This is a genomic window from Halomonas sp. Mc5H-6 (assembly GCF_024124705.1).
Lineage (GTDB): Bacteria > Pseudomonadota > Gammaproteobacteria > Pseudomonadales > Halomonadaceae > Vreelandella > Vreelandella subterranea.
Genome location: NZ_JAMXSI010000018.1, coordinates 42,239 through 55,070, shown reverse-complemented (window position 1 = coordinate 55,070; position 12,832 = coordinate 42,239). Strand labels below are relative to the sequence as shown.

Here is a 12,832-nt window from a genome sequence, read left to right as displayed (position 1 = left end):
AGCCAGACAGCAGCGCCAGCGCCGATACAGCACAATACTCGGGCGGGCACTGGATACGCTGGGAAACGTCCAGCACATAGCTGCGTAGCTCCTCGGGCAGCATCTCGGGGTGAAAGCTGGGCACGGGTGGCAAGCTATTTGGCAATGTCTTTGGCGTCATAGAGTGCGTTGCTTCATCGACCTGCCGGGCAATGGCACTGATAGTCATACCGATACCTCCCCGCCAATTAGCGCCAGGTCGTTAAAATCGGCCACGCCTTCCATCGTTTCAGGCCATATACAGCGCCCGCCTATGGCTGAGGCGGCTTCCTTTCCCTTGGTCACGCCAGGATTGCCAGCGGTGCCGTGGTCGTTATCAGCGCATACGATGATGGGTTGAGTGGGGTAGCGTTCGCGTAGGCTTTTCGCCACGGGTAGCAGGTTTCCCGCATTCATAGCAGCGGCTACCGCGTAGCCTGTCGCTTCGTGGAGCGTGGCAGCGGTCGCCCATCCTTCAGCGATCAACAAAGGCTGGTGTGGCTCAATGCTGCCTATGGGTGAGTAGCAGCCTTTAACCTTGCCGCCTGTCTTGAAGTATTTAGCCGCATCCGGCGAAATGGTCTGCCAATTAACCAGGCGGTGCCCATCGGTGAGCGGGACTACCAGCAGGCCGCGCATTTGGCGCAGGTTGTGGGGCTTTACCCCCTTGGCGGCCAGGTAAGCATGGGTAGGGCTTGCAGGCGTCAGCAGCGGCCATTCTCGGCGCGTTTGGCTGGCTACCAGGGCATACCCACGCTCGCGCTCAGCCTGTCGCTCTAGGCGGCGGTTTTCGGCCTCCTGTCGCGCTTTCTCGGCGGCTATTGGGTCTGGGGTGTCGTCAGTAAATACGCTGTGCTGTTCCCCAGTAGCCCAATCACCATGTACACCAAAGTCATGGCGTAGCACGTACCAAAGGCGGTTATTACCTTTGCGGCCCTCGGGGTGGTCGTGTCGGTGAATCTCGCCATCACCAATAGGGCTGACACTGAGGCCATAGTGCGCGACAATGCTTTCAGCCAGTTTGTTCTCTATGGCGATCTGTTCAGAAACGACCTTTGATAGCGCCCATGCCCCGCCAAGGCTGGGCGTTTTTATTGCTCTGTGCATACATAGCCCTCCTCTTGCAGCCATTCGCCACGCTCCTCAAGCGTGTTGGACAGCAGCCAAAGCGTTTCTATAAGTGCCTCACGCTTCAGGCCATCAAAGTCATGGTCGTTAAGCAGCATCGCCACGCCTGCCAGGATTTGGGACGCCTGTTGCATCTGGCGAGCGTCGCCAGTAAGGGCGGCTTTCAGCAGGTAGGTTTGTTCGATAGGTTTCATTGGGCCACCTCCATGCCTAGTGCCCGGACTTCTCGCTGCAACTCCTTTAGCTCAAGGGGGGTGATTAAGCCGCTAGCAAGTGCATGTTCGGCTGTCAGGAAACGATCCGGGTTAGTGAACTGAAGGCGGATAGCACGGGTGCGCAGGTCGCACGTAATGGCTATGGGCATCATTTGGCTGCCTCCTCTGAATCTAGAAAGGCGACAGCTTCAGCCAGTGCGCGCTCTATGGTTTGAGCGCCGATTCCTTGCGGCACATCAGCATCAAACAGCACCTCTACTGGGGGCTTGCCAGTCGCGTCGCTTGTTATGTAGCAGGCATCACGGCGGCCAGTTTGGCGCACAGCGTCATGCCAGTCGGTTGCTTCAATAGAGATTTCTTGGCCAGTGCGGGCAAAAGCGATCTTGAATAGGCTCATTTGCTCACCTCCGCGTTTTCAGCGCGCAAGATGTCGTAAGCCTTCATCATGCGCTCACGAAAGCACGGCGCTTGCTCTGAGTTGTCGCTGCTAGGGCTTTTGGCAAGTGCCAGTGCAAGCTCTAAAGTCGGACGTGTCAGCGTTTCCCCACGGTAGGGGGCGAGGATTGCCGTCAGGCGGGCGAGTTGGTCGCGGGTAAGTATCATGCTGATACCTCCTTGGCCACTTGCTCGATCCAGGCGTTTAGGTCTGCAATGTCGTAACGTACGCCACGACCCAACTTGGTGTGTTTAGGTGGTTTTGCTCCGGCCAGTGTCCCCATAAAGCGGGATTGGCGAAGCGAGGCGGGGCGATAGCCAAGGTATTCGGCGGCTTCGCGTTCGGTGAGTAGCTTTCTCGGAATTGCAGTAGTCATAAGGACTTGCCTTGTTAAAGGCCAGTTTGACTAACAGGAATAGGCGGGGAACGATAACCACAGATACAAGCAATACTTGTACGTATGGTTCAGGTGTCCTAATATGGGGACACCCATTTAGCTCCACGCTAAAACGGGTCGGCTCTTTAACTCGACTACGCATCACTCCGCATGACGTTGGCGCGTCAGGCATTAAGGAGTGGTGCGTTTTCGTGTTGCTGAGCATCCGCTTTTCCATCGGTCTCTCTGGCCGTTGATGGTAGCCCCGGTTCCTTCGCCTCCTACAGCATCAGGAACCGGGGTGCTTCTAGCTGTCTAAAACAACAGCACTAGATCATTATTACCGCTCAAAATGCCCTTTGCAACGTTATACGGGGCAAACTTTCCTATATGTGGTTTATTTTTAAAGACTTCTCTCAATATATTGTTTTTTCCACTTTTGGTCTCTAGAATGCGCATCCTTCGCCTACCCGGCTCGCCTTTACGGGGTTTAAGGGGGGTGGCTACCTGCCCATATTCAGAAAATTTCATCACTCTACTTTCCTCATTGGTACCACGTTAGCTTTCTCGGCTGTCTCTGCATCAGCGATTAATTGCCCCCATGCTTGCCAAGCCAGACGTTGTTCTTTGGCGTAGTCGTGGCGCTGGTAGGTTTCAATCAAGCGATCCGTTGGCGCGTGGTTAAGCATTTGCTCGACAACGTGCGGTGCGGTGCCAAAGTGTTTTAGCAGGCCCGTTGCAAACGAACGTCTCAGGTCGTGAACACTGAAGCGTGGCATGTCGGCAAGCGGTGCTTTCATGTTCTGCTTTGCCAGTTTGCGCCCCTGTAAGCGCGCAATGGCGGTAGTAAGGCTGGCATCACCAATCGGTTGACCAATAGCACGCTGGCTTTCAAACACGTATTCCAGACTGCCCGTTACAGCTTGCTGTTCGCTCAGCAGGTCAACGGCTGCGCTTGAAAGGTAAACGGTATGCTCCCGGCGTGACTTGGTGGTTATGGCTGGAAGTGTCCACTGGCCTTCTTCTAGGTCGATATGCTGCCACTTGGCTTGTAGTAGCTCTCCCCGGCGCTGGCCGGTAAGTATCAGTAGCTTGAGGGCGGCAGCGGCGCTAGCGTCCAGGCGGGCGTTCTCTATTGCGTCCCATAGGCGCTTTATCTCTGACAAGCTCAATACGCGGTCACGCGGTGCTGACTTAGTAGCGCCTAGCTGGCTTGGCTGGATGCCTTGGGCGGGGTTGGCGTCAATCTGCCCGTGCCCCTCAGCATAAGTCAGCATTGCTCGCAGCATGGTTAGGCACTTGCTCGCCTGGTTACGGCTCTGGTGTTCGGCTATTTCTTTTACGGTGCTTTTCACCGTGCGGGCATCAACTCGCTTAACCAGCAATGAGCCTACGCGTCCTTTTAGGTAGTGGCCCCAACGCCAGCACGCTTGCTCTACAACAAGCGGTGAAGGTGTACGTCTAGTACGCACCGTTGGCGTCTTTGCGTAGCTCTGAAGCCAACGCTCGAACAGCTCGGCCATTGTCCAGGCTGACTCATTGCGTGCCTTTTCATCGCGCTGTGCGTGCTTTGGGTTAATGCCTTGAGCGTGTAGCGCTACGGCTTCACCGTGGCTTTCCCTCGCTTCCAGCAAGCCCACGCTTGGGTATCGGCCAAGGCTGTAGGTGTCTTGCTTACCATTGAAGCGGTAGCGGTAATACCACGCCTTTGATCCAGTGGGCTGCACACGAATAGCCAAGCCGCCACCATGAGGTGACTTCACGCTTTCCCAATAAACGGTGCCTTTGGGTTTTAGTGCCTGTAACTGGCGGTCGGTGGTTATCACGGCTGACTCCTCTCCAGTACCACTCTGGTAACTGCATATTGAGTCTATAACCACAGACATAAATAGACAAGTATTAACCAGTAAAATTTATAAGGTGCTTATTTAATAGGTTTTTTGGTGTCTATTGAGGTAGGTTGGGATATAAGAGTTTAGTCCTCCGAAGCCGAGGGTCGCAGGTTCGAATCCTGCCGGGCGCGCCAAATTGCTAGAAAAAGGGCCTGCGAGAAATCGTGGGCCTTTTTTTGTCTGTGACCAAATCATGGCCACATTTTCTTTATCGTATCTCTTGTTCCCATTTTGTATATGACCATGAGCTTTTGTAGTCACGGCCATGGCCACAAGTTTAATGGCGAATCCCCATCCATTCTGCCGACTGCTGATTCGCCTTTAAGCGTTGTCGTTGTAATAAAGCACTTTCAAAAATCATGTCTAATGAAACTGTCGAAGTGGCAACCGGTAGTGCGACCGGCGCCTTATCACGAAATTGCTGACGGATTGTTTTGTCGTCGTCCAAGTACTGCCACCACCGCCATTAAGGGCAGCCAGCTCGTGTAACGCATCGAGTCGATAGGCAGTTTCGATTGCTCAATAGCCGAAAAACGCTTAAATTGTACCGAACGGTACTTTTTAAGGATGACTAATGAGTCACGTTCCACATTATCCGACCCTGTTCGAACCCGGCACACTAGCTGGTCACCGTTTGGCCAACCGTCTTGTGCTGGCTCCGATGACCCGCACCAGTGCCGAGCACGATGGCCGCCCCACGGAGCGTATGCGCGACTACTACCGTGGTTTTGCCCGCGGCGGTTTTAGTTTGCTGATCACCGAAGGGATCTACACCGATGAACGCTTCAGCCAGGGCTATGACTACCAACCCGGCTTGGCGACATTGGCCCAGCAAGCCGCTTGGCAACCGATCGTTGAGGCTGTCCATGCGCAGGGGGCTAGATTTTTCGCGCAATTGATGCACGGTGGCGCCCAGACTCAAGGCAACCGTTTTGTCGAAGAAACGGTGGCGCCCTCGGCGGTGGTCTCTAAAGGTGAAATGCTTGGATTTTATGGAGGGGAAGGGCCCTACCCAACACCGCGCCCAATGAGCGAGGCGGACATTCGGGAAGCCATTGTCGGGTTTGCATCGGCTGCCAAACATGCACAGGCCGCCGGGTTCGACGGCGTCGAGCTTCATGGGGCCAACGGCTACCTGATCGATCAGTTCATTTCCGAGTACTTCAATCAGCGGGATGACGCCTGGGGCGGTAGTCTCGAACGGCGGCTGGCTTTTCCGGTGGCAGTAATACGCGCTGTGCGTGAAGCTGTAGGCAGTGATTTCCCGGTTGGCATGCGACTGTCGCAGATCAAGGTTACCGACCCTAATTATCGTTGGTCGGGGCGTGAGGAGGCTGCCACGATTGTAACCACCCTGGAAGCGGAGGGTCTCGACTTCTTGCATTTCTCCGAGTTAGATGCACGCTCGCCGTCTATTGAGGGGACCGACAAGAGCCTATCGGCACTGGCCAATGAACTGACCAAGATTCCCGTGATTGCCAATGGCGAGTTGGGCGATCCACAAGCAGCGGCGGCGATGCTAAATCAAGGTGAGGCTGACTTCGTGGCCATCGGCAAGGCGGCCTTGGCTAACCACGACTGGCCCCATCGGGTTAGGGAAAACCAGCCGCTGGAGGCCCTGGATTTCGCTATGCTGACCCCCCGTGCGAATTTGTCCAACGAGGACGCTTGGCGGGAGCAACATGATGTCTCGGCTACACTCAATGCCACGCGATAAACAGCAACGTCATACGCGCAGCACCAAGGGTGAAGCCACTCGGCTTCGCATTATCGAGTCGGCGGCTGAGCTTTTCCATGCGCGAGGCGTCGACGGTACCGGTCTGGAGCAGATTTTACGCCAAGCCGGTGCCGGCAAGAGCCAGTTCTACCAGCATTTCGCCAACAAGAATGCCCTCGTCTGCGACGTGGCAAGCTGGTGGGAGCAACACCTATGTGCCTCCCTGGATAACAATGGCCACGGGATAGCCAGTCTTGATGCGTTAGAGGGCTGGCTCCTAGAAGTGATAGACCAGTTGGAAGTGCAACACTGCCGACGTGGTTGTCCAATTGGCACTCTGGCGGCCGATATGCATGACACTGACGACACCAACCGAGCCGCCATTGGCCAGTGCTTCAAGGCGCTTGAGTCGCGTTTATATGATGTCTTGCGTCGAATCCAGCAACAGGGCGGGCTTAGCGAAAATGCCAACCTTGAGGCACTCGCCCATTTTATTCTGGCTAGCCAACAGGGAGCAGCAACGCTCACCAAAGCCTACGGCGAAAGCCGCCCCGGACGTGTGGCGATCACTCAAGCCATGCAGTATGTACGCTCTCATTCGGCGGGCACTTTGTAAAAATGCCATCTTGTACTAGGCAAAACCTATGCGCTACAGGGCATTATTGATATGGGTTTGTTGCTTCAGGCTAATATTTTCAAATAGGCCAGGTGCGGACTTTTAGTGAACACTGATATAACAGTGATTACACACCCATCTACATAATCTGAATGAACCTGTCGACGCGTTCATTGAGGTTATACAGCCCATCATTCACGATCTATCCCATTGAAATTAAATAAATAAAGTATAAATAGGCAGTAGAGCATAGATTACCTTGTCGGCTGCATAACACGGTTGAATCGGCATGCCGCTTTCGCCGGAAGGGTCGCTCAGGGTAGTTAGCTGCCATTGTATCCCCAGCTCTCTGTGCCGAATGACCTTCGACAAGCTTCTGCTACTTCAACTGACCTGAATCCAGCCTATCACAGTCTGGTTAAGCTGGCTGAGAAGACATTGGTGAGCTATCAAGGCTTATACCGCCGGGTAGGGGGCTGCTTGGGGTAAGAAAGTTTTCAATGAGCGCGCAATTTACACAGACAACACATGCAGTTGTTGCTGTAACTGTTGCGTAGGCTTAAGCGTAAAGTTCCAAGTAGCGATTTTTGGATGGGAGGAGATGCTGGCGACAAAGGTCAGCTAAACGTTCGCGGTCTTCATCACGAATCGCCTCAATCATCAATTCGTGCTCGCGGCGGGCTTGAGCGAGGGCGTCGCGGTCGGTGATCGCAATGAAGCGGATGCCGTGGGCTTTCTGGGCGAACTCGTTGATGGTGGCGTAGAGGTAAGTGTTGCCGCAGGCCCGGAAAAGCGTGCGGTGGAACGCGATGTTCATATGAAACACCTGGCGAAGGTCGTGGGCATACACGGCCTCGCTGTGCTGCTGATGAACCGCTTCCAGTTCGGCGAGCCATTCCGGCGGAGCTGGCAAGGGCAGCTTGTTGACGGCGGCCAGCTCGAGAATCTCGCGCATGGCGTAGATCTCTTCGACCTCATCCGGTGGATAGCTCCTGACGAAGGCGCCCCGGTTTTTGATGCGCTCCGTCAGGCCAATGCTATCGAGCTGGAAGAGCGCTTGGCGGACGACGTGCCGCTTGCAGTTAAAACGCTCCATCATGGTTTCTTCGACCAGCCGCTCGCGGGGGTGCAGGCGGCCGAGCACAATGTCCTCTTCTACCGCGGCCACGATGTCACTGACACCGTAGGCAGGTTGAGAGGTTTGAGTCTCGGCGCCGCTTGTAGACGGCTGGACGGTTCGGCTCATGATCGGTTTCTCAGCCTCCATGTCAGGGCATATGGTTAAGAAGTGTACCAAACTCGCCTTCACGCTTCATGCTGCCTCGGAATCCGACAGGTCGGCGTTGGCCGACAGGCGCGGAAGTCACAGCCTTGCTCGGCTTGCAGGATCTGCTCCATAAACAGGCGACGATAGCCCAGCAGCGGTGCTTCGCTTGTCTCGGTTTTGAACGCCTGCCGACGTGCATCAAGCTCTGTGTCGTCCACTTCCAGGCTTAGCCGATTGTTGCTGACATCCAGCGATATGACGTCGCCATCGCGCACCAGCCCTAGTGGGCCGCCCTCAGCAGATTCCGGGGAAACGTGGAGCACGACGGTACCTGCTGCCGTGCCGCTCATGCGTCCATCGGATATACGCACCATATCTTTAACGCCCTGGGCGGCGAGCTTCTTGGGGATCGGAATGTAGCCAGCTTCGGGCATGCCCGGCGCGCCCTTGGGGCCAATATTCTGCAGTATCAGCACGTCGTCGGCGTTTACATCCAGGTCGGGATCGTCAATGCGGTTGGCCAGGTCCTCAAGCCCGGTGAACACCACGGCGCGGCCGCGATGGGTCATCAACTCGGCCGAGGCGGCCGACTGCTTGATGATGGCACCAGAGGGGGCCAGATTGCCGCGCAACACCGCGATCCCCCCTTGGGCATAAATGGGGCTTTGCTTGGGGCGAACGATTTTCTGGTCGATGAGATGCACGGCGGCATCGATGTTTTCACCCAAGGTGTGGCCGTTGATGGTCATGGCATTCAGGTGCAAGAGCGGTTTTAGCTCGCGTAGCAGGGTAGGCAGACCACCGGCGCGGTGCAGGTCTTCCATGTAGCCCTCACCCGATGGTTTGAGGTCCACCAGTACAGGCGTTTCCTGGCTCATGCGGTCGAAGGCTTCAAGGTCGATGTCGATGCCTAGCCGTCCGGCGATGGCGGTCAGGTGAATCAAGGCGTTGGTCGAGCCGCCTAATGCGAGCAGAACCCGCAGGGCATTTTCGAATGCCTCAGGGGTCAGAATTTGGTCGGGGGTAACACCAGCCCGAGCGAGCGCGACGGCCTGGGCACCGGATTGCTCGGCGATGCGTTGCCGGTCGGCATACACCGCCGGTGCGGTGGCGCTGTTGGGCAGCATGATACCCAGCGTCTCAGCCAGGCAGGCCATGGTGCTCGCGGTACCCATTACCGAGCAGGTGCCCACAGTGGGGACCAGCTTGTCGTTGACCTCGTTGATCTCCGCCTCGTCGATGTCCTTGCCGCGATAGGCCGCCCAGTAACGGCGGCAGTCGGTGCAGGCTCCAACGCGCGTCCCGCGGTGTGAGCCGGAGAGCATGGGACCCGTGACGACCTGGACCGTTGGAACACCAGCGCTTGAAGCAGCCATCAACTGAGCGGGAACGGTCTTGTCGCAGCCGCCGATCAGTACCACGGCATCCATCGGCTGAGCGCGAATCATCTCTTCAGTATCCAACGCCATGAGGTTGCGCAGGTACATGCTGGTGGGGTTGGCGAAGGACTCATGGAGGGTGATGGTAGGAAAGTCGACCGGCAAGCCGCCCGCGAGCATCACACCGCGTTTTACGCTCTCGACTAACCCCGGCACGTTGCCGTGACAGGCGTTGTAGCCGCTATAAGTATTGGCAATGCCAACGACCGGGCGTGAAAGCGCGTCATCCGTGTAGCCCATTCCCTTGATAAAGGCCTTGCGCAGGAACAGCGAAAAGTCGGCATCGCCGTAGTTGGTTAGGCGATTGGACATGCCCAGAGTAGGGCCGTCGGCGTCAGGTTGCTGATGGTCACTGCCTTGGTGGTTGTTTCGGAAGTCCTGGCTCATCGCGGTTTCCTCTATGTTGTTCGCGGCTTTTCGGAGGTCCGTTGATTACGGTTCTTGAACGCAAGGCTAGGCGGTAAAAATCGGCTTGGCAAGATTATTAATAATATTATTGACAATATTGTTGATAGGCAACTACGTTTGATCTTGCAAGCACGCCTTGCACGACAATGTGCGATACAACGACAAACAGCACGTGAGGTAACAACGATGCAAATCCGTAGCGCTTACGCCGCAACCCTACTGTCCGCCCTGATGTTTTCAGGGGCCGCCCAAGCCGATTATTCAGCCGCTGATGAGATCAAGGTGCTGCAAGGTTTCAAAGCGGGTGGAGGCAGTGATGCCCTAGCTCAACTGACCCAACCGTTCTTGCGGGAGTCGCTGGGTGTGGAATTTATTAACGAGTACTTACCTGGGGCCACGGGCGCGATTGCCTGGACCCGTCTAGCCCACCAGTCGCCGAATGATGGCAGCGTCATCAGTATCACCAATACGCCGATGTTGATGACCAACTACATCATGAATGACGCCATCAATTATTCGATCGACGAACTGACGCCAATTGCCAACGTGGTCACCGACCCTGGCATCATCGTGGTGCCAGAGAATAGCCCCTATGAAACCGTGGAAGAGTTCCTTGCTGCCGCTGAGGAAAGACCCGGTGAGATCACTGTGGGCAACTCGGGCGTTGGGGGGGATGACTTCTTCTCGACCATCATGATCGAGAAGGCAACCGGCCTGTCCTTCCAGAAGGTGCCTTTCCAGGGCGATGGTCCATCGGCTACGGCGGCGCTGGGCGGCAAGATCGATGCCAGCTTCAACAACCTGGGTAACGTCTATGGCCACATCGAGTCGGGTAGCCTGCGGCCGCTAGCGATATTTGCCGAAGAGCGTCTGGATATCCTGCCTGATGTGCCCACCATGGTAGAGATGGATATCGACGTCGTGGCGGGTTCTTCACGCGGTTACAGCGCACCGGCGGGCATTCCGGATGAGGCTCGCGATGAGCTGATTGCTGCCTTCGAGGCCCTAAGGGAGAACGAGGAGTTTCAGCAGACCGCCCAGGAGCGGGCCATGAACCTCGACATCCAGACCGGTGACGATTACGGCCAGATGATGCAGGACATGGAAGGCCAGTTCGTAGAAATCTGGGCAGATGTCAAAGATGAGGTCAACCAGTAAGGCAACGGCGCCAAAGGCGCAATACGGCGATCGACAAGGGGGTGTGAGATGAACATAAGTCGTCTGGTGTTGGGGGTGTTTGCCATTGGCTTAGCAGCGACGTTCTATGTCACTGCGCTTGGCTACCCCGATAAGGCGGCGAACATGCCTCTTATCTACTCGGTCGTCGTGGCCTTGTTAGGCGCGGCGATGGTGGGGCAAGAGATCATCAGTACCCTGCGTCGCCGCAAGGTGTCGGTCGAGGGGGCGGCCACCGCTTCCGATGCTGACCCAGAGGAGACAGCCGTTAGCGAGCAGGAGCACCAACGCAAGCCATGGAAGGCCATGCTGATCTTCCTGCTCGCCGCCGTCTACCTCTATAGCATTTCGATACTGGGGTACCTGGGCGCCACGGCCGGCTTCATGGTCGTGGCCCTGTCGATCATCGGACATCTCTCATGGCGTTTCGCCGCAATCGGTATCGTGTTGCTGGTCACGCTGGTGTGTACGGTTTTCATCGGCTTTTTGGGTCTGCCTGTGCCGCTGCTGCCGCCATTGCTGTCCTCATAACGACATTGTGCGCACTTCTTATCCTCAGCTCGCCTTTATCGGCCCAGCCTGTCAGCGAGTTGGGGGTGGGTGCCTGACGCAGGCTTCTGGAGTCTAGTCATATGGATAACCTTGTTCTGGTGGGCCTGACCAACGTCATCTCGTTCACCAATATTGCCCTGATTCTGGGTGGCACACTGCTGGGGCTATTTGTGGGGGCCATGCCAGGGCTCTCTGCCACGATGGCGCTGGCTTTGTTGCTGCCGCTCACCTTCGGTATGGACCCGGCCTCGGGGCTCAGTATGCTGGCGTCGCTCTACGTGGGGGCCTCATACGGTGGTTCGATCGCCGCCATTTTGTTGCGGACACCCGGTACGCCGTCGGCGGCGGCGACAGTGCTTGATGGCTACCCACTATCGCAACAGGGGCAAGCCGGCAAGGCGTTGGGGGTCTCGATCTTCGCGTCTTTTATTGGTGGTCTGATGAGCGGTATTGCACTGCTGACGGCGGCACCGCTACTCGGCGTCCTAGTGCTCAAGTTCGGCCCGATCGAGCTTTTCGCCATTGCCGTACTGGGCATTACCATCATCGGCTCGCTGGCCCAGGGCTCGGTCATCAGCGGTCTGCTTTCCGGGGCCCTGGGGCTGCTGGTGAGTACTGTCGGCATGGACCTGATCACCGGTACGCCACGCATGACCTACGGCATCATTAATCTTTTCTCGGGCATTGAGTTCACGGTGGCGCTGATCGGACTGTTCTCGATCCCCCAGGCGCTGATCCTGATCGAGAATGCGCATGGTAAACAAAAGGTGGCGAGCAAGATCACCGACCGGTTGATTCCGCCACTGGCCGAGCTTCGCCGTTTGCTCCCCAATATTTTCCGCTCCGGCGGCATTGGCATCATTACCGGCCTGATTCCGGGAACCGGCGGTGATACGGCGAGCTGGTTCGCCTATAACGAGGCGAAACGTTTTGCCAAGGACAAGAGCCGCTTCGGCAAGGGTGACATCGCCGGGGTGGCCGCTCCTGAAGCCGCCAACAATGCGGTGGTCGGTGGTGCCCTGATTCCCACGATTGCCCTGGGCATTCCTGGCAGTTCCTCCACTGCGATTCTGCTGGGTGCCCTCATGGTGCAGGGCATCCTGCCCGGCCCCAATCTGCTCACAGATTATGGCGATGTTACCTACACCCTGATCTGGGCGGTCATTTTCGCCAACATTGGCTTACTGCTGGTGGGTCTTTTGTTTACCCGCCTGTGCGTGAGTGTGACGCGGATCCCTGACAGCTTTGTGGCCTGCTCGATTATAACGCTGTGTGTGATTGGTGCCTTTGCGATTAACAACAGCCTGTTCGAGGTAGGGATGATGCTCGGTTTTGGGCTGTTCGGTTACTGGATGAACAAGGCGGGCGTGTCGCCAGCGCCGATGGTGATCGGGCTGATTCTTGGGCCGGTCATGGAGACAAGCTTCCAGCAGTCAATGCTGATAGGGCAGGGCAATCTGGGCATCTTTTTGACCAGCCCCATTGCCGTTGTGTTGCTGTGCATCGCCGCTTTCTCGGTACTGCAAGCGACGCCTTTTTTCCGTTGGTTGCGGAGTTCGCTACGCAGCCGTACACAAGCGGAATGACCCCAC

At 56.5% G+C, this 12,832-nt stretch carries 16 protein-coding genes; 5 read left to right on the top strand and 11 right to left on the bottom strand.

Annotated features, from left to right (window positions below; translation table 11 throughout):
* The 9 genes from NH395_RS17460 to NH395_RS17420 form a co-directional block, all read right to left on the bottom strand.
* The coding region (locus NH395_RS17460; protein ID WP_253026689.1) for a hypothetical protein at positions 1 to 208 on the bottom strand (208 nt) is incomplete at its 3' end.
* On the bottom strand, positions 205 to 1,125 hold the full coding sequence (locus NH395_RS17455; RefSeq protein ID WP_253026687.1) for a toprim domain-containing protein: 921 nt from the start codon (positions 1,123 to 1,125) through the stop codon (positions 205 to 207). The genes NH395_RS17455 and NH395_RS17460, both read right to left, overlap by 4 nt.
* Complete coding sequence (locus tag NH395_RS17450; RefSeq protein WP_253026685.1) at positions 1,110 to 1,340, bottom strand: hypothetical protein; 231 nt, start codon at positions 1,338 to 1,340, stop codon at positions 1,110 to 1,112. Before NH395_RS17450 ends, NH395_RS17455 begins: the two co-directional genes overlap by 16 nt.
* On the bottom strand, positions 1,337 to 1,513 hold the full coding sequence (locus tag NH395_RS17445) for a hypothetical protein (protein WP_253026683.1): 177 nt from the start codon (positions 1,511 to 1,513) through the stop codon (positions 1,337 to 1,339). The genes NH395_RS17450 and NH395_RS17445 overlap by 4 nt, the downstream gene beginning before the upstream one ends.
* Positions 1,510 to 1,758: a hypothetical protein gene (locus tag NH395_RS17440; protein ID WP_253026681.1), complete on the bottom strand. Its 249-nt coding sequence runs from the start codon at positions 1,756 to 1,758 to the stop codon at positions 1,510 to 1,512. The genes NH395_RS17445 and NH395_RS17440 overlap by 4 nt, the downstream gene beginning before the upstream one ends.
* On the bottom strand, positions 1,755 to 1,964 hold the full coding sequence (locus tag NH395_RS17435; protein ID WP_253026679.1) for a hypothetical protein: 210 nt from the start codon (positions 1,962 to 1,964) through the stop codon (positions 1,755 to 1,757). The genes NH395_RS17440 and NH395_RS17435 overlap by 4 nt, the downstream gene beginning before the upstream one ends.
* Positions 1,961 to 2,173 (bottom strand): helix-turn-helix domain-containing protein, encoded by a 213-nt coding sequence (locus NH395_RS17430; protein WP_253026677.1) that lies wholly within the window; start codon positions 2,171 to 2,173, stop codon positions 1,961 to 1,963. Before NH395_RS17430 ends, NH395_RS17435 begins: the two co-directional genes overlap by 4 nt.
* A gap of 530 nt (positions 2,174 to 2,703) precedes the next feature.
* Positions 2,704 to 3,999: a site-specific integrase gene (locus NH395_RS17425; RefSeq protein WP_253026675.1), complete on the bottom strand. Its 1,296-nt coding sequence runs from the start codon at positions 3,997 to 3,999 to the stop codon at positions 2,704 to 2,706.
* Positions 4,000 to 4,342: 343 nt separating this feature from the next.
* On the bottom strand, positions 4,343 to 4,513 hold the full coding sequence (locus NH395_RS17420; RefSeq protein ID WP_253026673.1) for a hypothetical protein: 171 nt from the start codon (positions 4,511 to 4,513) through the stop codon (positions 4,343 to 4,345).
* Positions 4,514 to 4,639: 126 nt separating this feature from the next.
* On the opposite strand from NH395_RS17420, the gene NH395_RS17415 reads away from it, so the two are divergent.
* Together NH395_RS17415 and NH395_RS17410 are read left to right on the top strand one after the other, a co-directional pair.
* Positions 4,640 to 5,782: an NADH:flavin oxidoreductase gene (locus NH395_RS17415; RefSeq protein WP_253026671.1), complete on the top strand. Its 1,143-nt coding sequence runs from the start codon at positions 4,640 to 4,642 to the stop codon at positions 5,780 to 5,782.
* On the top strand, positions 5,751 to 6,398 hold the full coding sequence (locus NH395_RS17410) for a TetR/AcrR family transcriptional regulator (RefSeq protein ID WP_253026669.1): 648 nt from the start codon (positions 5,751 to 5,753) through the stop codon (positions 6,396 to 6,398). Before NH395_RS17415 ends, NH395_RS17410 begins: the two co-directional genes overlap by 32 nt.
* A 559-nt stretch (positions 6,399 to 6,957) precedes the next feature.
* On the opposite strand, the gene NH395_RS17405 is transcribed toward NH395_RS17410, so the two are convergent.
* Positions 6,958 to 7,644, bottom strand: coding sequence for a GntR family transcriptional regulator (locus NH395_RS17405; protein WP_253026667.1), 687 nt, complete (start codon positions 7,642 to 7,644; stop codon positions 6,958 to 6,960).
* A 59-nt stretch (positions 7,645 to 7,703) separates the two neighbouring features.
* A complete protein-coding gene (locus tag NH395_RS17400; protein WP_253026665.1) occupies positions 7,704 to 9,491 on the bottom strand; it encodes an IlvD/Edd family dehydratase in 1,788 nt (595 codons plus the stop codon).
* A 207-nt stretch (positions 9,492 to 9,698) separates the two neighbouring features.
* Here NH395_RS17400 and NH395_RS17395 point away from each other — a divergent pair, with 207 nt between their 5' ends.
* The 3 genes from NH395_RS17395 (at position 9,699) to NH395_RS17385 (ending at position 12,826) form a co-directional block, all read left to right on the top strand.
* Positions 9,699 to 10,670 carry a tripartite tricarboxylate transporter substrate binding protein gene (locus NH395_RS17395; protein ID WP_253026663.1) on the top strand — a complete coding sequence of 324 codons (972 nt, stop codon included), beginning with the start codon at positions 9,699 to 9,701 and terminating at the stop codon, positions 10,668 to 10,670.
* A gap of 48 nt (positions 10,671 to 10,718) precedes the next feature.
* The gene (locus NH395_RS17390) at positions 10,719 to 11,219 is read left to right on the top strand and encodes a tripartite tricarboxylate transporter TctB family protein (RefSeq protein ID WP_253026661.1); all 501 of its coding nucleotides are present in this window, start codon (positions 10,719 to 10,721) and stop codon (positions 11,217 to 11,219) included.
* Positions 11,220 to 11,320: 101 nt separating this feature from the next.
* Positions 11,321 to 12,826, top strand: a complete 1,506-nt coding sequence (locus tag NH395_RS17385) for a tripartite tricarboxylate transporter permease (protein WP_253026659.1) — start codon at positions 11,321 to 11,323, stop codon at positions 12,824 to 12,826.
* Positions 12,827 to 12,832: the final 6 nt, after the last annotated feature.

Bases quoted from the DNA above. Each gene is read 5' to 3' on its own strand.
- NH395_RS17455 (WP_253026687.1), bottom strand. From the start codon at position 1,125: ATGCACAGAGCAATAAAAACGCCCAGCCTTGGCGGGGCATGGGCGCTA.
- NH395_RS17450 (WP_253026685.1), bottom strand. From the start codon at position 1,340: ATGAAACCTATCGAACAAACCTACCTGCTGAAAGCCGCCCTTACTGGC.
- NH395_RS17445 (WP_253026683.1), bottom strand. From the start codon at position 1,513: ATGATGCCCATAGCCATTACGTGCGACCTGCGCACCCGTGCTATCCGC.
- NH395_RS17440 (WP_253026681.1), bottom strand. From the start codon at position 1,758: ATGAGCCTATTCAAGATCGCTTTTGCCCGCACTGGCCAAGAAATCTCT.
- NH395_RS17435 (WP_253026679.1), bottom strand. From the start codon at position 1,964: ATGATACTTACCCGCGACCAACTCGCCCGCCTGACGGCAATCCTCGCC.
- NH395_RS17430 (WP_253026677.1), bottom strand. From the start codon at position 2,173: ATGACTACTGCAATTCCGAGAAAGCTACTCACCGAACGCGAAGCCGCC.
- NH395_RS17415 (WP_253026671.1), top strand. From the start codon at position 4,640: ATGAGTCACGTTCCACATTATCCGACCCTGTTCGAACCCGGCACACTA.
- NH395_RS17410 (WP_253026669.1), top strand. From the start codon at position 5,751: ATGTCTCGGCTACACTCAATGCCACGCGATAAACAGCAACGTCATACG.
- NH395_RS17405 (WP_253026667.1), bottom strand. From the start codon at position 7,644: ATGAGCCGAACCGTCCAGCCGTCTACAAGCGGCGCCGAGACTCAAACC.
- NH395_RS17400 (WP_253026665.1), bottom strand. From the start codon at position 9,491: ATGAGCCAGGACTTCCGAAACAACCACCAAGGCAGTGACCATCAGCAA.
- NH395_RS17395 (WP_253026663.1), top strand. From the start codon at position 9,699: ATGCAAATCCGTAGCGCTTACGCCGCAACCCTACTGTCCGCCCTGATG.
- NH395_RS17390 (WP_253026661.1), top strand. From the start codon at position 10,719: ATGAACATAAGTCGTCTGGTGTTGGGGGTGTTTGCCATTGGCTTAGCA.
- NH395_RS17385 (WP_253026659.1), top strand. From the start codon at position 11,321: ATGGATAACCTTGTTCTGGTGGGCCTGACCAACGTCATCTCGTTCACC.